At 34.8% G+C, this 21,019-nt stretch carries 22 protein-coding genes; 8 read left to right on the forward strand and 14 right to left on the reverse strand.

What is annotated here, in order from left to right; genetic code table 11:
- Positions 1-144: 144 nt before the first annotated feature.
- The 3 genes from PHI38_RS02195 to PHI38_RS02205 are packed head-to-tail and all read left to right on the forward strand — an operon-like array spanning position 145 to position 3,382.
- Positions 145-2,241, forward strand: a complete 2,097-nt coding sequence (locus PHI38_RS02195) for an RNA degradosome polyphosphate kinase (RefSeq protein ID WP_299852183.1) — start codon at positions 145-147, stop codon at positions 2,239-2,241.
- Between the two features lies 1 nt (position 2,242).
- Complete coding sequence (locus tag PHI38_RS02200; RefSeq protein ID WP_299852186.1) at positions 2,243-2,770, forward strand: gamma carbonic anhydrase family protein; 528 nt, start codon at positions 2,243-2,245, stop codon at positions 2,768-2,770.
- The gene (locus PHI38_RS02205) at positions 2,771-3,382 is read left to right on the forward strand and encodes a TRIC cation channel family protein (RefSeq protein ID WP_299852189.1); all 612 of its coding nucleotides are present in this window, start codon (positions 2,771-2,773) and stop codon (positions 3,380-3,382) included. It abuts the gene before it with no gap.
- On the opposite strand, the gene PHI38_RS02210 is transcribed toward PHI38_RS02205, so the two are convergent.
- The 9 genes from PHI38_RS02210 to rpmB all read right to left on the reverse strand — a co-directional run bounded on the left by PHI38_RS02210 (position 3,374) and on the right by rpmB (position 11,600).
- Complete coding sequence (locus PHI38_RS02210; protein WP_299852196.1) at positions 3,374-4,579, reverse strand: anaerobic nitric oxide reductase flavorubredoxin; 1,206 nt, start codon at positions 4,577-4,579, stop codon at positions 3,374-3,376. The genes PHI38_RS02205 and PHI38_RS02210 overlap by 9 nt on opposite strands.
- An 8-nt stretch (positions 4,580-4,587) precedes the next feature.
- Positions 4,588-4,752, reverse strand: a complete 165-nt coding sequence (gene rd / locus PHI38_RS02215) for a rubredoxin (protein ID WP_299852199.1) — start codon at positions 4,750-4,752, stop codon at positions 4,588-4,590.
- Positions 4,753-4,827: 75 nt separating this feature from the next.
- Positions 4,828-5,208: a DUF255 domain-containing protein gene (locus PHI38_RS02220; protein ID WP_299852202.1), complete on the reverse strand. Its 381-nt coding sequence runs from the start codon at positions 5,206-5,208 to the stop codon at positions 4,828-4,830.
- Positions 5,205-6,992, reverse strand: a complete 1,788-nt coding sequence (locus tag PHI38_RS02225; protein ID WP_299852205.1) for a multiheme c-type cytochrome — start codon at positions 6,990-6,992, stop codon at positions 5,205-5,207. Before PHI38_RS02225 ends, PHI38_RS02220 begins: the two co-directional genes overlap by 4 nt.
- Entirely contained in the window at positions 6,989-8,182 is a 1,194-nt protein-coding gene (locus PHI38_RS02230) for a cytochrome c peroxidase (RefSeq protein ID WP_299852208.1), read from the reverse strand. The genes PHI38_RS02225 and PHI38_RS02230 overlap by 4 nt, the downstream gene beginning before the upstream one ends.
- Entirely contained in the window at positions 8,183-8,995 is an 813-nt protein-coding gene (locus tag PHI38_RS02235; RefSeq protein ID WP_299852210.1) for an SDR family oxidoreductase, read from the reverse strand. It abuts the gene before it with no gap.
- A gap of 88 nt (positions 8,996-9,083) precedes the next feature.
- A complete protein-coding gene (gene argJ, locus PHI38_RS02240; RefSeq protein WP_299852213.1) occupies positions 9,084-10,262 on the reverse strand; it encodes a bifunctional glutamate N-acetyltransferase/amino-acid acetyltransferase ArgJ in 1,179 nt (392 codons plus the stop codon).
- Positions 10,255-11,391, reverse strand: coding sequence for a TrkA family potassium uptake protein (locus tag PHI38_RS02245; protein ID WP_299852216.1), 1,137 nt, complete (start codon positions 11,389-11,391; stop codon positions 10,255-10,257). Before PHI38_RS02245 ends, argJ begins: the two co-directional genes overlap by 8 nt.
- A gap of 20 nt (positions 11,392-11,411) precedes the next feature.
- A complete protein-coding gene (gene rpmB, locus PHI38_RS02250; protein ID WP_299852219.1) occupies positions 11,412-11,600 on the reverse strand; it encodes a 50S ribosomal protein L28 in 189 nt (62 codons plus the stop codon).
- A 145-nt stretch (positions 11,601-11,745) separates the two neighbouring features.
- Here rpmB and PHI38_RS02255 point away from each other — a divergent pair, with 145 nt between their 5' ends.
- From PHI38_RS02255 to PHI38_RS02275, 5 genes are read left to right on the forward strand one after another with little or no spacing between them, the layout of a single operon-like run.
- Positions 11,746-12,543, forward strand: a complete 798-nt coding sequence (locus PHI38_RS02255; RefSeq protein ID WP_299852221.1) for an HDOD domain-containing protein — start codon at positions 11,746-11,748, stop codon at positions 12,541-12,543.
- The gene (locus PHI38_RS02260) at positions 12,540-13,934 is read left to right on the forward strand and encodes a chemotaxis protein CheX (RefSeq protein WP_299852224.1); all 1,395 of its coding nucleotides are present in this window, start codon (positions 12,540-12,542) and stop codon (positions 13,932-13,934) included. Before PHI38_RS02255 ends, PHI38_RS02260 begins: the two co-directional genes overlap by 4 nt.
- Positions 13,935-13,978: 44 nt before the next feature.
- Positions 13,979-14,620 (forward strand): ribulose-phosphate 3-epimerase, encoded by a 642-nt coding sequence (gene rpe / locus PHI38_RS02265; RefSeq protein ID WP_299852227.1) that lies wholly within the window; start codon positions 13,979-13,981, stop codon positions 14,618-14,620.
- Positions 14,621-14,622: 2 nt separating this feature from the next.
- A complete protein-coding gene (locus PHI38_RS02270) occupies positions 14,623-15,210 on the forward strand; it encodes a phosphoribosylanthranilate isomerase (protein ID WP_299852230.1) in 588 nt (195 codons plus the stop codon).
- Positions 15,211-15,213: 3 nt separating this feature from the next.
- The gene (locus PHI38_RS02275; RefSeq protein WP_299852232.1) at positions 15,214-16,014 is read left to right on the forward strand and encodes a 3'-5' exonuclease; all 801 of its coding nucleotides are present in this window, start codon (positions 15,214-15,216) and stop codon (positions 16,012-16,014) included.
- Between the two features lie 2 nt (positions 16,015-16,016).
- Here the strand turns inward: PHI38_RS02275 and accA are convergent, their stop codons facing one another.
- The 5 genes from accA to PHI38_RS02300 all read right to left on the reverse strand — a co-directional run bounded on the left by accA (position 16,017) and on the right by PHI38_RS02300 (position 20,976).
- On the reverse strand, positions 16,017-16,952 hold the full coding sequence (gene accA / locus PHI38_RS02280) for an acetyl-CoA carboxylase carboxyl transferase subunit alpha (protein ID WP_299852235.1): 936 nt from the start codon (positions 16,950-16,952) through the stop codon (positions 16,017-16,019).
- Between the two features lie 16 nt (positions 16,953-16,968).
- Positions 16,969-18,186 (reverse strand): beta-ketoacyl-ACP synthase II, encoded by a 1,218-nt coding sequence (locus tag PHI38_RS02285; RefSeq protein WP_299852238.1) that lies wholly within the window; start codon positions 18,184-18,186, stop codon positions 16,969-16,971.
- A gap of 99 nt (positions 18,187-18,285) precedes the next feature.
- Positions 18,286-18,513 (reverse strand): acyl carrier protein, encoded by a 228-nt coding sequence (acpP, locus tag PHI38_RS02290; RefSeq protein ID WP_041672290.1) that lies wholly within the window; start codon positions 18,511-18,513, stop codon positions 18,286-18,288.
- Positions 18,514-18,681: 168 nt separating this feature from the next.
- Positions 18,682-20,019: a deoxyribodipyrimidine photo-lyase gene (locus tag PHI38_RS02295; protein ID WP_299852245.1), complete on the reverse strand. Its 1,338-nt coding sequence runs from the start codon at positions 20,017-20,019 to the stop codon at positions 18,682-18,684.
- Positions 20,020-20,028: 9 nt separating this feature from the next.
- A complete protein-coding gene (locus PHI38_RS02300; protein ID WP_299852248.1) occupies positions 20,029-20,976 on the reverse strand; it encodes a DUF523 and DUF1722 domain-containing protein in 948 nt (315 codons plus the stop codon).
- Positions 20,977-21,019: the final 43 nt, after the last annotated feature.

Consider the following 21,019-nt stretch of genomic DNA (forward strand, 5'->3'; position numbering starts at 1 on the left):
ACAGTATATCACTCAGCAAATTGGCAAGGTAGCGGAGTGATAAAATAGATTTTAAAGAGTTCCTTTAAAAGTACGTTGTAATAGCATCATAAAGATTATTCGATATAATGAGAAAAAAATAATTTATGTGGAGTTTTCCTCTCAATGCTAAACCTTAAAAACCCAGATCTTTATAACAACCGCGAAATTTCATGGCTTCAATTCAATACAAGAGTTTTAAAACAGGCTCAAGATGAATCCCTTCCACTCTTAGAGAGGCTTAAGTTTTTAGCAATTTATGGAACAAACTTAGATGAGTTTTATATGATTAGGGTTGCTGGGTTAAAGAAGCTCTTTACAGCAGGCATCATAGTCTCAAGTGCAGATAAGCTTACACCTCTGCAGCAGTTGCGTGAAATAAGAAAATATCTTCATCAAGAACAACAAGTTGTTGAACACTGTATGAATGGTATTTTAAAAAAGCTCGAGCTTGAGGGAATAAGTATAAAGCTTTACAATGAAGTAAATCAACACCAAAAACATTACCTAAACAGATATTTTAACGAAAACATATATCCAGTAATCATCCCTATTGCCATTGATGCTACTCACCCGTTTCCACACTTAAACAACCTAAGTTTTGGGCTTATTGTAAAGCTAAGAGATAGTGATAATCCAACTATAGAGAGATCTGGAATCATCCGTATTCCTCGTGTTATAGAGAGATTTGTGGAGCTTGAAAATGATATTTATGTTCCAATTGAGAGTATAGTAGCGCAACACGTAGAAGATCTTTTTCCAGGTTACTCTTTGATAAAGTTTGCAGCATTTAGAGTTACTAGAAATGCTGATATCGAGATCGAAGAAGAGGAAGCTGATGACTTCTTAGAGATACTTGAAGAGGGTTTAAAACTTCGTAGAAAAGGTGCGATGGTTAGGCTTGAAGTTGGAAGTGATGCAGATGATGAGATTATAAATTTCTTTAATCGTCACGCAAATATTTACAAAGATGACATCTTTAAATTTCACACATTCTTAAACCTCTCAAGTCTTTGGCAGATAGTTTCAAACAAACATTTTGCACACTTACTCTCAGAGCCTTTTAAGACAAAAACTCTTCCGCCACTTGATAATAGTGATAGCATCTTTAGCTCTCTTGAAAAGCAAGATATACTGCTTTACCATCCATATGAGAGCTTTGATCCAGTTGTTAAGTTAATTCAAAGTGCAGCAAAAGATCCAGATGTTGTATCAATTAAAATGACGCTTTATCGCTCAGGAACGGATTCTCCTATAGTTAAAGCTTTAATGGGTGCTAGTGAATCTGGCAAACAGGTAACTGTAATGGTTGAGTTAAAAGCTAGATTTGATGAGGAAAATAATCTCATCTGGGCAAAAGCACTTGAAAAGGCTGGCGCACACGTAATTTATGGCATCAAAGGCTTTAAAGTTCATGCAAAAGCAACACTTATTACAAGAAAGAAAAATGGAAAACTAAAACAATATGCACACATAGGAACTGGAAACTACAACCCAGCAACTTCAAAAATATATACAGATATGAGTTATCTAACGAGTAAAGATGAGATAACAAATGATATGACTAGGTTTTTTCATTTTCTTACAGGTTTTAGTAAAAAAGGCAAACTTAACGAGCTTTATATGTCTCCATCGCAAATCAAACCAAAGATTCTCTCTCTTATCCAAAATGAGACAAGAAAGAAAAGTGATGGAAGAATCATTGTAAAACTAAACTCTTTAGTTGATGAAGACGTTATAAAAGCTCTTTATAAAGCAAGTCAAGCAGGTGTAAAAGTTGATCTTATCGTTCGTGGTATCTGTTGTTTAAAACCAGGAATTGAGGGCGTGAGTGAAAATATTAGAGTAATCTCTATTCTTGGTAAATACCTAGAACATGCAAGAGCTTTTTACTTTAAAAATGATGAAGCTGGAGTTTATATCTCAAGTGCGGACTGGATGCCAAGAAACTTAACGAGACGTATAGAACTTCTGACCGCTATAAAAGATCCAAAAGCAAAAGATAAGATTATTCAGATACTAAACCTTCAATGTGCTGATAACTCTTTAGCACATGAATTACAGAGTGATGGTTCATATATAAAGGTAAAACATGATGAAACTAAAATCATAAACAATCACGTCTTACTAGAAGAGTATGTAAACAAAGTATCTAAAGCAGCTGCAAAAGAGAGTAGCGCAACCGCAGAGCAGACTTTAAATATATTTAACGAGGAGATCTAATATGCTTTATAACTTTAAAGCAATGGAGCCAAAAATTGGAAAAAACAGCTGGGTAGCTCCATCAGCTGATGTTATCGGTGATGTTACTTGTGGAGAGGATTGCTCTATATGGTTTGGAACAGTTGTCCGAGGCGATGTTCACTATATACAGATTGGCGATAGAGTAAGCATACAAGATTTGAGTATGGTTCATGTGACTCATCATAAAAAAGAAGATAGAAGTGATGGACATCCAACAATAATTGGCAATGACGTAACAATAGGACACCGAGTTATGCTTCATGGATGCACAATAGAAGATGCTTGTTTAATTGGTATGAGTGCAACCATACTCGATGGCGCAGTTATAGGCAAAGAGTCGATTGTCGGAGCTGACTCTCTTGTAACTAAAAATAAGATTTTTCCACCTCGCTCACTTATAATGGGAAGCCCTGCAAAGCTGATTAGAGAGCTGAGTGATGATGAAGTAAAAGAGCTTTATGCTTCTGCATCAAGATATGTAGAATTTAAATCTCACTACCAAAAATAGATGCCTGATTACTTTATTTTTGCCGATATTATCGGTATTGTGGCCTTTGCAATAAGTGGTTTTTTAATTGCTATAAAAAACAATCTTGATATCTTAGGCATAGTTATCGCTTCTGCTCTCACTGCTCTTGGTGGAGGTATAATCAGAGATGCTATCCTTAGCTCACCACCTTATGCTTTTACCTCTATTCACCCAGCACTTACTCTTATTTTAACGATTTTAGTTGCTTACTTCTTTAAATTTTATCAAGAGAGTTCTATAGAGAGAAAATGGATGTTTGTGATAAGTGATACGATTGGACTTGTTGCATTTAGTATCACCGGCGCGCTTTTAGCAATCAACGCCGAGTATAACTTCTTTGGCATAGTGATACTTAGCTTTATCACCGCAGTTGGAGGAGGAGTTACAAGAGATATTATGATAAATGAAGTCCCTACTGTTTTAGTTAGTGACTTCTATGGCTCAATTGCTGTAATCGTAGCTTTAGTACTTGGTACATTAAACTTTTTTGACGCTATAAATGAATTTACTATTATCATCACAGCTAGCTTTAGTATTGTTCTAAGGCTGATTGCATACAAGAAGGGATGGCAGTTGCCAAAACTAAGTTAGAGGCTCATCCTTTAAGCTATCAGAGAACTCTTTTGCAAATAGGGTGCACTCTTTGATGGCATCTTCATCTGGTTTCCACATCATCTGGAGTCCATCATTAACTAAAGAAAATCCACTCTCAAGTAGTTTTGTATTTATAATTTTTGTGCTCTCACCACTCCATCCATAAGAGCCAAAAGATGCCGCTTTTTTATTTTTAAACTCTAAAGATTTTATAATCTCAAATATAGCAGAGATTGAGCTTAGCACCCCTTTATTTACAGTAGGAGAACCAACTAAAATTGCTTTTGATTTGAATATTTCTGTGATTACATCATTTTTGTCTTGTTTTGATAGATGCACAAGTTTGATGATTGTTGTCTCATCTGATTTTCTAATTCCTTCTGCCATAGCCTCAGCCATAATGCTTGTAGACTCCCACATTGTGTCATATAAAATTGTTATTTGGTTCTCTTGATAATCCTGCGCCCACTTAAGATACAGCTCTATAATCTGCGCAGGATTATCTCTCCAAATCACTCCATGTGATGGGCAAATCATATCAATAGCAAGATTTAGAGATAAAATCTCCTCTATTTTTTTGATAACCTTTAAATTGTATGGAGTTAAAATATTTGCGTAGTATTTTAAAGACTCTATCTGTAGCTCACACTGATCAACCAAATCATTATAGATAGCAGATGTAGCATAGTGTTGTCCAAATGCATCATTACTAAATATCATGTTGTCTTTAGTTAAATAGCAGAGCATGCTATCTGGCCAATGAAGCAGAGGCATCTCAACAAAAACAAGCTCTTTATCCCCTAGGTCAAGCTTGTCACCAGTTTTTACAATATTGAAGTTCCAATCTTGATGATATTGTCCTCTAAGAGATTTTATAGCGTTCTTAGTACAGTAAATTGGTGTATCTGGTATAAGTTTCATAAGAGTAGGAAGTGCGCCGGTATGATCTGGCTCCCCATGATTTATAACGATATAATCGATATTTTTTAAATCAATCTCATTTTTAAGATTCCGTATAAAGACTTCAGTAAAAGGCGTATCAACTGTATCTATAAGAACATTTTTTTGCTCTTTGATGAGATACGCATTATAAGAAGTTCCTTTGTGAGTAGAGTACTTATAACCTTGGTAACTCTCTATTTCCCAATCAACATTACCAACAAGATAGATGTTGTTTTTTATATTAAAGCCCATCTTAGCACTTAGTCTTCGTATGGCTCAAAATCTTCTTTTTTTACTCCACAATCTGGACAAACCCAATCATCTGGAATATCTTCAAACGCTGTTCCTGGAGCAACTCCAGAATCTGGATCTCCAACTTTTGGATCATATATATATTCACACACAGTACAGATATATTTTTGCATAATAGACTCCTTAGTTTGTTCAATACTATCTTAAGTTTGTAAATAATCTATTAGCCTTAAAAAATAAATTTTAAACTAAAGACTATTTAAGAGAGCCTCTTTTGTAAAAGCTTCAAACAAGGGAGTGTTTATAAATAGTTCATCTTTGTATGAGACAAAAAAGAGAGCTGGGAACTGTTGTGTGTAAAAAAGTTCTACCGGATAGCTGTTTTTATTTTCAAAAAAAACCACAACTGATATGTATTTATCATTTACCTTATCGGCTACTTCTTTATCCATAAAAATATCTGTAAAAACACTCTTACACTCTTTGCAATCCCTCTTTAACACTAGAAGCAAAATATTTTTTTCCTCTTTTTTTGCTTCTTTGAGAGCTGTTTCAAAATTACTCTGCCATCTTATATGCTCACCAAATATAAGTGATGTAAAAATTATAAAAATAAAAACAAGTCTCATTTAAACTCTTTTTCTACCTTCATTAATTCTATAATAGGTGGATTTGGCAGAGTTGGAAAAGCTTTTTTAACTGCATCAGTAGTCCACTGTGGATAGATTCTAAAGTTTAGTTTTACCTCTACGCTCAGAGGATATTTAACACTCTTTGATAAAGCAAAACTCTCAACTCTTCTCTGTTTTGATGGTATTCTAGTGTCTTTTAGAAGTATCTTATATCTCCAAAACAGAAGTCCAACAGGTTCACCGTTCTCATCACCAAAAACCTTTTGAAAGACTCTGCTATCATCTTCTATATTGCCATCTTCTTTTAACTTTCCACTTGAGAACACAAGCTTATCATCTCTATCTTTTACGCTTACATCAAGCCAAAGTTCTCTAAAGTCTGCAACTCCTGTCGGCAGATGATGACCAGCACCTACATTTGTAACTCCAACACTTAAAGTGTTATCCTTTACATCTACATCAAGCTTTGCAGAGCTCTTTAAAAGCTCAATTGTTTGCTCTTCATTTTTTTTATCTTTAAGCCCTGCTAAGAAGTGGTTTGAACCGCTAAAGTAGTGAACCTTTACATCCTCTTTTATGACCCCGCCATCAGTTGAAGTTCCTCTTAGTGGTGAGAGTTTGCCATCTTTAAGATTTGTCATATGGCAATCTATACAAGTTTTATGTTTACTTTTATCTTTTGGATTGTTAAACTCAGACTTCTCCCACTCTTTAAATGTTGAGACAATTGCAATACCGTTTTTTGGATGAAACTCATCATGACACGAAGCGCAGTATCTACTCTCTTTATAAAGTGGGTCCATATAGCTTTTTTTATGCTCATCAGGGTTTGAGTTGATAAGTTTTTCACTAAACCAATGTCCAAGAGGTGCTTTGCTATCTTCAAAAGCATATTTTTTTCGCTCCAGTGTGAGGGTATAAGAGGCATTCCCCTTACTGCTTGCATCTGTTATTCTATGACAAGTAACGCATGATACACCCTCTTCTAGCCTAAAGTTATCTTGCTCTTTAAAGTCTGCAATAAGCCCTTGTCCATCTTTTTCAAAAATCTCATCACGTAAGAAGTTCCCCTCCATATCATGAGTAGTTTTTTCATGCCCATTTAGAAGTGCACTCGGGTTATGACAGCTCATACACCACTTGCGAAAGCCCTCTCCTTCAACTTCTCCAGCTAAAGTCTCCATTACCATGTAGTATGGGTTTGAGCCAACCATATGTTTATGGTTTGAGTTACTCCACTGTTTAAATATCTCGCTATGACATGATTTACACTTAGTAGATGATGTCCAATCCTCACTATGATAACTTCTAGTGCTATTTACTTCTATATTTGATAGTTTCTCTTGTGAATGGGAGAGTTGTGGGTTTATAAGCGCTAAAAGTACAAGAGGAGTTATCTGTTTTTTTTCACTAAAAAAGGCGTGTGCTATAAAAAGAATGATTAATAAAAATGAGCCATATAGATGGACATTAAAAGAGAGTTCTCCAAACATATCCCCGCCTCTGTTTCCTACTAAAAGTAGATAAAATCCGCTTGCAATTAAGAGTATAAACAGAACAAAGACAACCCAACCATTTACACTATTTACCTTCTTTATAAAGTAATATCTACGAATATGTCTATAGATAAATGGAAGAAGTAAAAACAAAATAGCGATAGAGCTTAATATATGTGCAACTTGAATAACTCTAAAATCTTCCCAAGAGAGATCAATAACACTCCATTGAAGCACCCCTGAGACAAACATTACAAAAACTAAAATCTTTATTATCGTTCTCATTTGCTCTCACTTACATCATACTCTACAATATTACCCTCAAGAGTTCTTAAAAATGCAACTATCTCATCAATCTGCTCTAGTGTTAGATGGCGTCCAAGCTGATGTTTTGCCATAACATTTACCGCCTCTCTTATCTTTGGCACTGCCCCATTATGAAAATATGGCGATGTTTTAGTAACATTTCTTAAAATTGGAACACGAAACAGATGACTTTTATCTTTGCCTAAAAAGCCACCACTATTTTCAAATGGAAACTCACTATCAAACCTTTTAATCTCTGGGAAAAGTTCAAAGTTTGGTTTTAAGTCATAAACTTGTGCAAAATCTCTAAGCGGAAATCTCTGAATACTCTGTCCACCAAGTGCAATATCGCTATGACACCCTTTACATCCAAAACTTATAAAGTTTGCCAAACCTCTCTTAGCGTCACTACTAATCGCACTGTTATTACCATCTAAAAATCTATCATAGGCTCCTCTAGTTACTAGAGTTTTTACATATATCTCTATAGCTTTGTTGATATTTTCAAACGTTATACCATCTTCAAATGTATCATCAAACATTGCTCTATATTTGTTGCTCTTTGCAACTCTTAGCTGAAGTTCTTCTTCTGTTATATTCATCTTATAGTGTGCTAAAAAGGAGTTCTTACTCTGCTCTTTTATGCTATTTACGTCGCCACTCCATGTAAAATGTTTAGCAAAAGCTGTGTTTAGCACTGTTTGTGTGTTAAGAAGATATGGATGTGGCTCATGATTGTCGCCTTGTGAGAATGTAAATCTATCAGTACCACTTTGGTCTTTTAGATGGCATGCTACGCAGTTGTTTATCTGCTCTTCTTTAGAGCTAATCATCTTTGACATTACACCTTTGTTTTTTAGGTCTTTATCAAAAGAGTGGCACGTAGCACAACTTGTTTCTTTGTTTTTTGAGAGATTCACATCAAAAAATAGTTCACGTCCAAGTGCGATTTTTGAAGCACTCATAGGATTTGATGCGTCATCAACAAGTTCTAAAAGTTTTTTATATGTGTCTGGTGTAGGCTTTAACCCCTTAGATAATGCTAACTCTCTTAATTTATCATCACTATACTTTGGTATCACTTTTGATGGTGTCAAGTAAGCAATAGATACAATTACACTTAAAACTGTAATTGCTAGTATAAGCGTATAAAAGAGTAGCTTTTTCATCTAGATTCCAAAAGTTTCTTTTATCTTACCCTCAAACTCTTTATCACTTAACTCTTTTCTAAGTGGGACAAATGTTGTAGCTTCAACGCCAACAGGCACGGCAATAGGAGCATCTTTATCTTCTATAATCATCTTTATAGCATCTGCAATTGGCTGTGCCGAAGGTCCTTCGTTAATAGCTTTTGCAACAATTGGCACAAAATGTGATACTAAAGCTTTATATGGTGAATTCTCTGACGTTGTTTGTGCGTTTGCAACCAAACCTTTTTTTACAAAGTTTGTACCAAAAAGGCCAGCTTCAACAGAGTGAACTCTTATACCAAAAGGAAGTGTTTCAAATCTAAGTGAATCTGTTATCCCCTCAACAGCGTATTTTGAAGCATTGTAATGTGAGAGTAAAGGAAGTCCCATCTTGCCTAAAAATGAGCTAAGGTTGATAATAACTCCACCCTTTGCAGCTCTCATATGAGGAAGAACTTCTCTTGTAGTTTTTATAAGTCCAAAAACATTTACATCAAACTGATTAAATATCTCTTCATCAGTTCCATCTTCAAGGGTTGCCAAAAGTCCATATCCAGCATTATTGACAAGAACGTCAATCTTACCCTCATTTTTTATAATAGTTGCAACCGCATCTTTAATACTTTTAGTGTTTGTAACATCTAAATAAATTTTTTTAATATTGTCTTGACTGCCGGTTGCATTTTTATCTCTTGAACCAGCATAGACTATGTATCCATACTCTGCTAAAAATTTTGAAGTAAGCTCACCCATTCCTGAGGTAGCACCAGTTATTAAAACTACTTTTGACATAATAAACTCCTTTTTTTAATAGCTAGAGTATATAGAAAAAAAGTATATCAATCAACATCACATATCAATTTTAAAGTATTGGTATTTTTTACGTTCTATAATCAGCGTTTATCTTAACGTACTCATGTCCCAAATCACAGCCATAAGCTTTAAAACTACCTTCACCTACGCCTAAATCGCAGCTAATTGTAAATTTTTGATGTTGCATTATAATTGCACATTTTTTCTCCATCTCTGCGTCAAAGAGTATCTCACCTCTATCATAAACACAAAGATTATCAAATGAGATTTTTAGCTTCTCTTCATAAGCTTCAACGCCACTTGCTCCGATAGTTGAAGCGATTCTTCCCCAGTTTGGGTCTTCGCCAAATAGTGCAGTTTTAACAAGTAGTGAATCAGATAACGCTTTTGCAGCAATCTCTGCCTCTTTATCATCTTTTGCACCACTTACTTTATATGTTACAAGTTTTGTAGCACCTTCTCCATCTCTTACCATCTCTAGCGCTAAAAAGTGCATAACTTTAAAGAGAGCCTCTTTAAACGCTTCTTTATCATAAGCACCACTTCTTGCGTTTGCTAAGAGTAAAACAGTATCGTTTGTTGAAGTATCTCCATCTACGCTTATAGCATTAAAAGTTGTTTTTACTACCTCATCTAAAATCTCTTGCATCTGGGCTTTACTTACTTTTGCATCAGTTGTTATAAAGCAGAGCATTGTAGCCATAGCAGGGTTTATCATCCCAGCACCTTTAGCAATCGCGCCTATGTTAAAGCTGCTTCCATCGTCTAGTTTTACATTAAAAGATATCTCTTTTGCAAAGGTATCAGTTGTCATAATAGCTTTTGACGCGTTACTAGAATCACGTTTACTTAAATCAAAGAGTTTCATACCCTCTATAATCTTAGCTTTTGGAAGCCTAACGCCTATAACTCCAGTTGAGCTCATGATAGGGTTTTTTGCATTTTTAGGAGAGTTTGAGAGAACCTCTTTTATATCTTCAATCCCTGCTTTACCGGTCATTGCATTTGCATTTTTTGAGTTTATGATTATAAAATTTGATTTTACATCGCCCATTTCTTTAAAGTGTCTAATTGGCGCTGCGCACATCTTGTTTGTAGTAAAAACAGAAGCTACTTCACACTCATTTTCACTATATATAAATGCCATATCTTTGGCACCGCCCTTTTTTAGGCCTGCGCTAACACCATCCGCAAAGAAACCTTCGCTAGCGCATACTCCGCCACTGCAATAGATTATATTATACAAATTTGAGCTCCTTTGGCTTATCTCTTTTTCTTAGTAAATCTTTTGTAACATTTATATCTTTTTGTGTTCCAATTACAAGAAGCTTACACTCACTAGTAATTAAAACATCACCCTTTGGCATAGCCAAAAATTTTCCATCTTTTTTTGTAATGCCCACTACTGAGGTATTTGTTATCTCCCTCATATGAGTCTCTTTTAGTTTTTTAAGAACAGCCCAGCTATATTTTGGCACTTCTATCTCTTCCATATCAAGTGGATTATCACTCTTATATAAAAACTCTTCAAGTAAATTTTCCATATCAGGACGAGCAGCCATTGCAGTTACTCTTTGCGCAGTTAACTTTGTTGGAGAGATAACTGTATCTGCACCAAGTTTTTTAAGCTTTTCAACATCACTTACACTCTCAGCTGAAGAGATTATATAGTAAGGCCTTGGCAGGAAATGCTCTTTTTCAAAAAGTCTAACTGAAGCTATAAGGGCTATATTATCAGACATAGAGCTAGATAATGTAATGAGCCCTTTAGCAGAAGCAAGGTGCGCTTTTAACATAGTAAGTTCAGCGTGTGGTTCAGCTCTTAGATATGTTGTATAGTTATGCTCTTGTGCCCACTCATGTATCTCTTCTCTTGGATCAACCACAACAAAAGGAATATGGTTTTCCTTTAACTGTTTAGTAACTTCAAGCGTATAATCATTATGATAACAAACTACATAATGTTTTTTGAGCCTTGCTATGCTGTATAACATTCTTCGCTCCTTTAATATTCTAGATAATTGACCTTTTCTTACAACTTCTACAACAATACCAATTGCAAAAGTAAACGTAGTAAAACCTAAAATTATAAGAGTTACTGTAAAAATCTGCCCCTCTGGAGAAAATGAACCCTCATTCATAGAGCCAAATCCAACTGTTGTAAATGTATATCCAGCTTGGAAGATTGCATCCATGATTGAGTAATTTTCTAGATAGTAGTAACCTAACGTTCCTATTAACATAAGAAGTTGAATTAAGATTAATGGCGTTCTAAAAGGGAGAAGTTGTGCATAAAGCTCGTCATTGAGCGTGATTGCAGGTTTGGGAGAAGTCTCCCAATGTAGAAATTTTCGAATCTTCTCTAAGAGATTCAAGGCTGCGTCCTCTTATATACTTAAGAGTTTTTCTTAAGTGTGCGTAACTCTCTTGCAGATATTTTAATCTTTTGAGAAGTACCATCATCTAAAGTGATACGTACAGTTCTAAGATTTAATAAAAAACGACGTTTTGTTCTGTTTTTAGCGTGTGAAACATTGTTTCCGCTCATTGGGCCCTTGCCACTGATAGCGCATTTTTTTGCCATAATTAGCTTCCTTATTTTAGGTTTTAAAAGTTGCGAATTATATCTATCTTAAACAAAAGTTCTGCTTAAGGGTAGATTTACAATTAATATTTCTTTTATCCTTATGAGTGTAGAATAAAGTAAATTTATAGGTACAGATAAGAGAATGATAACAAAAAAGAATATTGAGAGCTTTATAGAGAAAATTCCGCCCTCACCAAAAATCTTAAATGAGACTCTTTCTCTTTTAAACATTGGTGAATTAGTAAAAGCAGCAAAAATTGCAGAGCAAGATTTAGCACTTAAATCGTACCTAAAGAGTATTGTAAATAAGCCTATATATGGATTTAAAAATGAGGTTAGCGATATAGGGCAAATCTTTGGCATACTTGGTGTTTCTTTAGCACAGCAGAGTGTTTATAACTATATGGTGACTCTGCTTAGTCCAAATAAATGGGCACTTTTTAAATTAAACAGTACCCTATTTTATGAACTTCAAGCAAATCTCTCTAAGAGATGGGAAGCTATCTTAATACATCTTAATATTAATGATTCCAACGCTTATGCAGCTATTACCCTTCTTCCTGCTAGTATTATTGTAACTGAGGCTCTTTTTGCACAAAAAAAAGAAGAAGTTGCACTATTAAGAGCAACTAAAGCATTAGATTACAATACTATTTTAATGCGTCTATGTGGAATGGGCCTTTTTGATATATGTGAGGAGATTGCTAAAAAGTGGGAGATGGACAATAGTGTTAGTGCCATAGTTCAAGCAGCTTCTGGGGTTAAGCCCTCTGAAGATGAAGAGATAAACACTCTTGGAAAATGGATGCATCTTTTGCTTTTTTATAAACTCTCACAACCTGAGTTTATTAAAGCTGGACTAAATGATTTTGTAGACTTTCAAATCGAGTATGTTAGTGATATATATGATGATTTTGCTTCATTTATGGAGATTAAATGAAACCCGTATTAAAAAATGGAATTGCTGTTTACTCTCCGCAAGGTTTTTTAGACGCAAACAGTTCAAACGCATTTATGCTTATAGAAGATATAGAAGAGGCAACAAACCTAAAAGCAGAGATGATCTTAGTTTCACTGAAAAAAGTTGCCTTTTTTAATAGAAATGGTTTAGATATTTTTATAAAATTATTTGCAAAAATTCGTAAAAAGAATCAAGCGATGGTTGGTTTTTGTGACTATGATAAAAAAAAGTATGAAGCAATAGTTAGATTTTTTCAAGATGATCTAAATTTCTCACTCTTTAAAACATTGGATATAGCCTATTTGTTCACTTCGGGCTTTAAAAATGCAAATAAAAAAATTTTGATTTACAGTAGTGATAAATCTCAACGCTCTGCCATGGCAATAGAGTTGCATGATGGAGGTCACAACCCAACAGTTGCTCAATCTATTGAAGATTTTGATAAAAAGAAAAGAAATATAGATGCGTATGACTATATTATAGATTCAACATTTCTTGGACAAATGGGCCAAAAAGTTGCAACTCGTGTAACAGGTAATGCAATTATTTACACAATTACATCTTATTTAGATGCTGAAATAGGTGAGCAGTTCAATATAGAGTATCACAGAAACTCTCTAAATGTTGGTTTTAGACTTTTTATATTTGACGCGTATAAAGTCCTAAGCATGAACATACACGCTTTAAACTTCTTCTCAAGACTAGCTAGCTCTGCTGCTGAGTATAATGCTAGCATCTGTTTTGTAGGTATGAAATTTGATAAAACTCCAGAAGCATTTAAAGAGACGATGGAAGATGCAGGGATACTATTTTACAACCAAATGGATGATATCCTTCAAAACAAGGAACTCTTAAAAGAGTTAGGAGCTAGTAGCTCTTCAAATATTAAAAATAAAAGAGTTATAAATAAAGAGACTATCTTAGAGTTACCAAAATTTATAGATGCTACTGTTGCTACATTAGAGATGATGACAAATGCAAAAGCTACCAAAGAAGCATTAAATATTCGTACTTTGGCAATTGCAGATAAAAAAGACAAGATTGCCAGTTCTATTGGTTACTATGGTGATATTGATGGTATGGTTATTTTAGTTTTTCCAAAAGAGATTGCAAAAAAAGCTTGTGAACTTTTAATAGGTGAGAGCACTGATGATTTGGAGATGATTTTAGATACGTTAGCTGAGCTTGTAAACATTGTTGGTGGAAAGATAAAAACACTTCTCTCGGATGAAAACATCAGTGTAAACATAACGCTTCCTAGAACATATCAAGATATAGATAGCTTAATGGAAGTTGTTGAGGGAAGAAAAGGTGTGCAAGTAGATTTGCTCTTTAATGATGATAAATTTCTTTTCTTCTTAACAAGATAAAAGCAACAAAACTGTAAAATCGCACAATAAAACAAGGAAAATAAATGAAAGTAGCTCCAAGTATTTTATCAGCTGATTTTGGCAATCTACAAAGAGATGTTGAAGCTATTTGTGCTGCGGGTTGCGACTTTGTGCATGTAGATGTTATGGATGGGCACTTTGTTCCAAATCTTACAATTGGGCCTGTTGTTGTCTCTGCTATTGCTGCATCTGCAACCAAGCCTCTTGATATACATCTAATGGTTGAGAACAACTCTTTCTTTGTGGACCTTTTTGCACCACTAAAGCCTGAATATATCTCTTTTCATATAGAAGAGGAAAAACATCCTCATAGACTTATCCAAAAAATTCGCTCTCTTGGGATAAAACCAGCCATTGTTCTAAATCCTCATACACCGCCAGAAACTATAGAGTACCTCTTAGCAGATTTAGATATGGTTCTACTTATGAGCGTAAACCCTGGATTTGGCGGACAAAGCTTTATAGAGAGTGTAATACCAAAAGCAAAAAAACTAAGTGCTATGAGAGATATGATAAATCCAAAATGCCTTATTGAAGTTGATGGCGGAGTAAATGATAAAAACGTCAAACTCCTTAAAGATGCTGGCGTTGATATTGTCGTAGCAGGAAGCTATGTATTTGGTCATAAAGATAAAAAAATTGCAATTGAGTCTCTAAAAATCTAATCATGCGCACCAAGATTTGTGGAATAACCTCTTATGAAGATGCAATGAACGCTATCAACGCAGGCGCTGATGCTTTAGGATTTGTTTTTTATGAAGCTTCACCTAGATATATATCTCCAGCAGATGCAAGAAAAATCATCAAAAAATTACCCCCATTTGTTGAAAAAGTTGCTCTTTTTGTAAATAGTGACGCTCAAATAATTAACTCATACTGCCAAGAATCAGGTGCAACTCTTGCTCAGATTCACTTTGAAGCTCCAAGCAAATTATACGAACATTTGTTCGTTCCTCATATCAAAGTTATCCGAGCAAAAGAGCCTAAAGATATTTTACTTTACAGCGATGAGTATCGACTTGTAGATGCTTACTCAGAAGCTTATGGTGGAAGTGGAAAGAGATTAAATCTAGAGTGGTTTGATGGAGTTGAGTGCTCAAAGATTATCTTAGCTGGTGGATTAGACCCAACAAATGTAGCTTCGCTTAAAAAATATGGCTTTTATGGAGTAGATGTTAGTAGTGGTGTCGAGATCTCACATGGCAAAAAAGATCATAAAAAAGTAGAAGAGTTTATTAAAAATGCAAAGATATGATATATGATTCTTGATGAACCATCCTTTTCTTTAGATGCAAAAAGTATCCATAAGCTCTCAACAAAAGGTTTATCTCTTAAGACATTAAAAGAGCAGATAGATAATGATTTGGATTTTTTACTAGAACTTTGGCACTCACAAGGTTTGGAGATTGTAAAGCAAGCTGGAAACTTCTACTTTACTACTGCTTTTAAACCTATGCAAGAGAGCACATTTTGTATCGTTGATATTGAGACAAATGGCTCAAAGATTGATAAACACCAAATCATAGAAATAGCAGCTTTGAAAATAAAAAATGGTTTAGTTGTAGAGCGTTTTGAGTCTCTTGTAGAGTGTCATGAGATTAATCCTCATATAACAGAGATAACTGGTATCTCAACTAATGATACTAAAGACGCGCCAAATCTTAAACAAGTAATGTATGATTTTAGAACTTTCTTAGGTGACTCAGTCTTTATTGCTCATGATGTAAAATTTGATTATAAATTTGTCTCTTTAAGTATGCAAAAGATAGGACTTCCTCCACTTTTAAACAGATGTTTATGTTCACTCTCTTTAGCTGAGAGAACTATTGAATCTTATAGATATGCTCTCTCTTATCTCAATGAATCATTTAATCTCAACCCAAATGCTACTCATCACAGAGCAATGAGCGATGTAATAACAACGTATGAGCTTTTTAAATTATCACTATGTAGTGTGGATGTGGAAGTAAAAACGGCTGAGGATTTAATAAGATATTCAAAAGAGGCAAAAAGATTAAAAAGACCAAAGTTTGACCCTCGTATTGAGGATCAAGAGTAGTTTTATTCGCTAAAAGCACCTACGCCAGTTAGTTTTTCATATCTCTCTTGCATTCTTTGCTCAGGTGACATTTGACGTAACTTTGTAAGTTCACTTAAAAAGTACTCTCCAATAGCAGCCGCAGCTCCCTCTTTATCTCTATGTGCCCCAATTAAAGGCTCTGCTATAATATCATCTATAAGGTTTAACTCTTTTAAGTCTCCGCTTGTGATTTTCATAGCATTAGTTGCAGCTTCTGCTTTTGCTGGGTCGTTCCATAAGATTGCAGAACATCCCTCTGGAGAGATAACGCTAAAAACCGAGTATCTCATCATCGCAAATTTATCTGCGACTCCAATAGCTAAAGCTCCACCACTTCCACCCTCACCAATGACAATAGAGATAGTTTGGGTATTTAGTTGTGATAATTCTAGTAGGTTTCTAGCTATCGCTTCACTCTGATTTCTCTCTTCTGCACCAATTCCAGGATATGCACCAGGGGTGTCTACTAACATAAGAAGAGGAAGATTAAACTTCTCAGCAAGCTTTGCAGCACGCAGAGCTTTTCTATAGCCTTCTGGATGAGGCATACCAAAGTTTCGCTTTATCTTGTTTTTAGTTCCACGACCTTTTTGCTCACCAATAACAACAACCTTCTCATCTCCGATATATCCTATATAACAAAGGATAGCAGCATCATCACGAAAGTGTCTATCTCCGTGAATCTCATACTTATCTCTCATAAGTAAGTTTATATAATCAAGAGCATATGGTCTATCTATGTGACGTGCTAATTGAAGTTGTTGAAAAGGGGAGAGGTTAGTAAATATCTTTGAAACTTCTTTATCTAATGTTTTCTTTAACGACTCAACAAGCCCTTCATCATGGCGAACTTGCGCAGATATAATATCTTCTTGAATAACTTTTATTTTCTGTTCAAAGTCTAAATATGTTGCCAATGTGGACTCCTTATACTTAGATTTTTCTAAAAATTAAAACGCCGTTTGTTCCACCAAAACCAAATGAATTGCTCATTACAGTCTTTAACTCAGCAGCTCTTGCCTTGTTTGGAACAATATCTAAATCACAATTTTCATCTGGAGTTTCATGGTTGATTGTTGGAGGGATAATTCCATCACGCATAGCCATTAAACATACAACAGCTTCTATACCGCCAGCTGCGCCAAGACAATGGCCTATTTGACCTTTAATTGAGCTCATTGGTGGGCAATTTTCTTTTCCACCAAGAAGCTCTTTAACTGCTGCTGTTTCATTTTTATCATTGATTGGAGTACTTGTTCCGTGTGCATTTACATAGTCAAGTTTAGGCTTTCCAGCCATAGTATAAGCGGCCTTCATAGCACGAGCAGGGCCATCAAGACTTGGAGTAGTAATATGACTTGCGTCTCCGCTCTCACCAAAGCCAATGATTTCACCATAAATCTTTGCTCCACGTGCAACAGCATCTTCATATACTTCAAGAACTAAAGCAGCAGCACCCTCTCCCATAACAAATCCATCACGATCTGCATCAAAGGGACGAGAAGCTTTTTTTGGCTCTTCATTTCTTGTTGATAGTGCTTTCATAGCAGCAAATCCGCCAACACCAGCACCAGTTACAGCACACTCTGCAGAGACAACCAACATCTTATCTGCACCACCGCACATAATAGTTTTTACAGCTTCACTGATAGCATGAGTTCCAGCAGCACACGCAGTTACACTTGATAAGTTTGGACCCTTAGTTCCATGCTCAATTGAGACAAATCCACCAAGCATATTTACAAGAGCACCTGGAATAAAAAATGGACTTATTCTTTTTGGACCTTTTGTCTCTATGATGATTGAGTTTTTCTCAATTGAAGGTAGTCCACCAATACCAGAACCAGCACTTATACCAAATCTATCCATATCAGTATCTGCTGGGATGTTTGCATCAGCCATAGCTTCTTGAGCTGCTTTTAGACCAAGGTGAATAAATCTATCCGCTTTTTTTACCTCTTTTGGCGACATGACCGTCTCAGGGTCAAAATTTTTAACTTCACCAGCAATCTTTACGCTGTAGTTTTCTGGGTCAAAAAGAGTAATTGTATCTATTCCACATTCACCATCACAGATAGCTTTAAAAGAGCTCTCTTTATCATTTCCAACTGCATTTATCATGCCTAATCCAGTAACTACAACTCTTTTCATAAAAATCTCCATGCAAAATATAAAATACTTTTAAAAGCCCAGCCAACTGAGTTTTAAAAAGTATTTCTACCGAGAATAATCTCAGTAGAATTCAGAAAATTACTTGCTTTCGATGTAGTTAACTACGTCTTTAACAGTTCTAATCTTTTCTGCTTCATCATCAGGAATTTCGATATCAAATTTCTCTTCAAGAGCCATTACTAATTCAACTACATCAAGGCTATCAGCACCTAAATCCTCAACAAATTTTGAGTCCTCTTTAACTTCATCAGCGCTTACGCTTAATTGTTCAACTACTACCGCTTTAATATCGTCTAAAAGTGCCATTCTAGCTCCTATGTTTTATGTATAAAATCTTGGAATTGTAGCATATTTAACTTAAATAACCTCTCTTGCTATAAATAAAAAGGGGGTTGTCTATGCTCTAATTATCGAATATAGCTCAATTATTAATGAAAATAATATATAAAATATTTGACCATTTTGAGCTTATATTTAAAGATTTTTAAAAAGTTCTACCGCCCTCTTTGACGCTTCTTTATGTATTATGATAGGTTTTGGATAACCTTTAATATTGGCACATAGGAGATACTCTTCATTATGAATATTTTTTGCTTCAACTCTACAGAGGCAACTAATATATTTTTTTATATAAGCGGCCTCTTTATCAAATTTTTTACTCTGTAAATATGGGTTAAAAACTCTAAAATATGGTTGTGGATCCACTCCAGTTCCAGCACTCCATTGCCAAGATAAAACATTACTTGCCATGTCATAATCAAGAAGATGTTTTGCAAAAAACCGCTCTCCCCACTGCCATGGAAGAAGCAGATCTTTTGTAAAAAAAGAGGCCACAACCATACGAACTCGATTGTGCATATTGCCAGTTTGTAAGAGTTCTCTAACTCCAGCATCAACTATTGGTACACCTGTTTTAGCGCTACAAAAAGCTATGAACTTCTGCTCATCTTCTATACCATTGAAGCTGTATTTATAATTTTTACTCTCTATGTGTGGCGTATGAAAAAGAGAGTAAGCGTAAAAATCTCTAAATATAAGTTGTCTGACAAATGGCTCACTAACGCTATCAAGCTTTAATACTTCACGCAAAACTTCTCTTATAGATATAGTGCCAAAACGTAAATCAACGCTTAAGTGTGAACATATATCAATATCTAAAAAATCCCGCATTTCACTATATTTTGAAATATTTTTTTTAAAAATTTCAAGCTTTTGTTGTGGGTTTATAATATGTAGATTTTGTGTTTTAAACCCAATTGACTCTATGTTTAAAGGAAGCTTTGATATATCTGTATCTATCTTAGTTATGCCCTCATAATCACTCTTGATTAAGATATTTCCAGTAACTTCTTTCTCTTTTAAATCTTTTGTAATTAGTGCAACTCTAGCTTTTTTATAAAACGGTGTAAATACAAAATATGGCGAGCCATTATCTTTGAGAACTTCTTTTGGTTTAAAAATATATGTGTCATGCAAATATTTAAAGTGAAGTTTGTGCGATATAAGAAGGTCTCTATTTTTTGCGTAACTATCATAATCCCCCGATGCAACAACCTCATCAAATCCACTTAATTGCTCAAAAACGGCCTCTGGAGTGCCATAAAATATCTTCAGATTTAGCCCGATGGATTGCAAATCAATCTTTAGTTTAAAGACATAATGAAATATAAAAGTTACTCTTCTATCATCTTTATGCAAATCTTTTAAGATATTTACATCAAAGATAAAGATAGGTAAAACCTCCCCGCCAAAAGAGAGAAGAGGATTATCTTTTACTCTTAAATCTCGCCTAAACCAAAGTATTCTTCTCAAAAAAAATCTCTATTTAGAACTAAGTAAGCTTGAGCGTAGAGCTAACTCTTTTGGATATGGCTCTAAAAATACCTGCCCTAAAATGTAGCTAGTATTATACTTTTTAGCATAGAGTTTTATAGTTGAGAGAGGAACAATTATAGGTACTATTTTTTGTGCATACTCGTCTATTTGTTTATGTAAAATCTCTTTTTCAACACTGCTTAACTCATTTTTAAAAAACCCGCTCATATGTTCTAACACATTTCTGTTTCTCTTGATAGAGCTTTTTTTAGAGATAGCTAGTTTGAAGTTGTACTCATAGTTTGAGAAAAGCTCATGAAATAAAAGCTTCTCATGATTTGCTACTATATTCCCGAGGACTCTATATAACTTCTCATCTTTTGCTTGAAGCAAAAATTTATTTTTCATATGAAAATCAACGAGCATCTTCATAGTTGGGTTATTGTTTTTTAAAACTTCAAATGAGTTATAGGCAAAGAGTTGCATGATAAAATTCTCTCTTAGCCAATCATCTTCAAGCTTCCCCTCCTCTTGCATCGGTAAAAGTGGAAATTTTTCTCTACACAATCCTGCAAAGAGTCCATCCACTTCTGAGTCTTGAGCTGAGTTGTCTATCTGGACTTTGGTACTTCCTAATCCACAACTAGGAGAGCGAGCTTTAAATATGATGCCGCTAAGGTTTGTAGTTGAAATATTATTAAGTTCACTATTGGATTTATCGAGTAGCTCTTTGGTTAAATCTATATCGCCATCATTTGTAATCACTAGAATTTCACCATCTTTTTTTACAAGTCTTACAGATGGTCTTGGAGTACCAAAAGCCAGTGCTTCAGGACAAAATGGGATAAATGTAGCATACTTTGCTAGTTCATTAGTTATAAACAGTGATTGCCTATCTCCACCGTCATATCTTACTTTTATGCCTATAAGACAAGCGGATACGGCTATATGCATTTGATATTACACATAAATATGAGCAAGTCCCATATTTATGGCA

Origin of the sequence: Sulfurimonas sp. (genome assembly GCF_028694895.1) — a bacterium.
In the GTDB taxonomy this organism is placed as follows: domain Bacteria; phylum Campylobacterota; class Campylobacteria; order Campylobacterales; family Sulfurimonadaceae; genus Sulfurimonas.

Bases quoted from the DNA above. Each gene is read 5' to 3' on its own strand.
- rpmB (WP_299852219.1), bottom strand. From the start codon at position 11,600: ATGGCAAAAAAATGCGCTATCAGTGGCAAGGGCCCAATGAGCGGAAAC.
- rpe (WP_299852227.1), top strand. From the start codon at position 13,979: ATGAAAGTAGCTCCAAGTATTTTATCAGCTGATTTTGGCAATCTACAA.
- PHI38_RS02235 (WP_299852210.1), bottom strand. From the start codon at position 8,995: ATGTCAAAAGTAGTTTTAATAACTGGTGCTACCTCAGGAATGGGTGAG.
- PHI38_RS02200 (WP_299852186.1), top strand. From the start codon at position 2,243: ATGCTTTATAACTTTAAAGCAATGGAGCCAAAAATTGGAAAAAACAGC.
- rd (WP_299852199.1), bottom strand. From the start codon at position 4,752: ATGCAAAAATATATCTGTACTGTGTGTGAATATATATATGATCCAAAA.
- PHI38_RS02285 (WP_299852238.1), bottom strand. From the start codon at position 18,186: ATGAAAAGAGTTGTAGTTACTGGATTAGGCATGATAAATGCAGTTGGA.
- PHI38_RS02210 (WP_299852196.1), bottom strand. From the start codon at position 4,579: ATGGGCTTTAATATAAAAAACAACATCTATCTTGTTGGTAATGTTGAT.
- PHI38_RS02195 (WP_299852183.1), top strand. From the start codon at position 145: ATGCTAAACCTTAAAAACCCAGATCTTTATAACAACCGCGAAATTTCA.
- PHI38_RS02270 (WP_299852230.1), top strand. From the start codon at position 14,623: ATGCGCACCAAGATTTGTGGAATAACCTCTTATGAAGATGCAATGAAC.
- PHI38_RS02260 (WP_299852224.1), top strand. From the start codon at position 12,540: ATGAAACCCGTATTAAAAAATGGAATTGCTGTTTACTCTCCGCAAGGT.
- acpP (WP_041672290.1), bottom strand. From the start codon at position 18,513: ATGGCACTTTTAGACGATATTAAAGCGGTAGTAGTTGAACAATTAAGC.
- PHI38_RS02300 (WP_299852248.1), bottom strand. From the start codon at position 20,976: ATGCATATAGCCGTATCCGCTTGTCTTATAGGCATAAAAGTAAGATAT.
- PHI38_RS02230 (WP_299852208.1), bottom strand. From the start codon at position 8,182: ATGAAAAAGCTACTCTTTTATACGCTTATACTAGCAATTACAGTTTTA.
- PHI38_RS02275 (WP_299852232.1), top strand. From the start codon at position 15,214: ATGATTCTTGATGAACCATCCTTTTCTTTAGATGCAAAAAGTATCCAT.
- PHI38_RS02205 (WP_299852189.1), top strand. From the start codon at position 2,771: ATGCCTGATTACTTTATTTTTGCCGATATTATCGGTATTGTGGCCTTT.
- PHI38_RS02225 (WP_299852205.1), bottom strand. From the start codon at position 6,992: ATGAGAACGATAATAAAGATTTTAGTTTTTGTAATGTTTGTCTCAGGG.
- PHI38_RS02220 (WP_299852202.1), bottom strand. From the start codon at position 5,208: ATGAGACTTGTTTTTATTTTTATAATTTTTACATCACTTATATTTGGT.
- PHI38_RS02255 (WP_299852221.1), top strand. From the start codon at position 11,746: ATGATAACAAAAAAGAATATTGAGAGCTTTATAGAGAAAATTCCGCCC.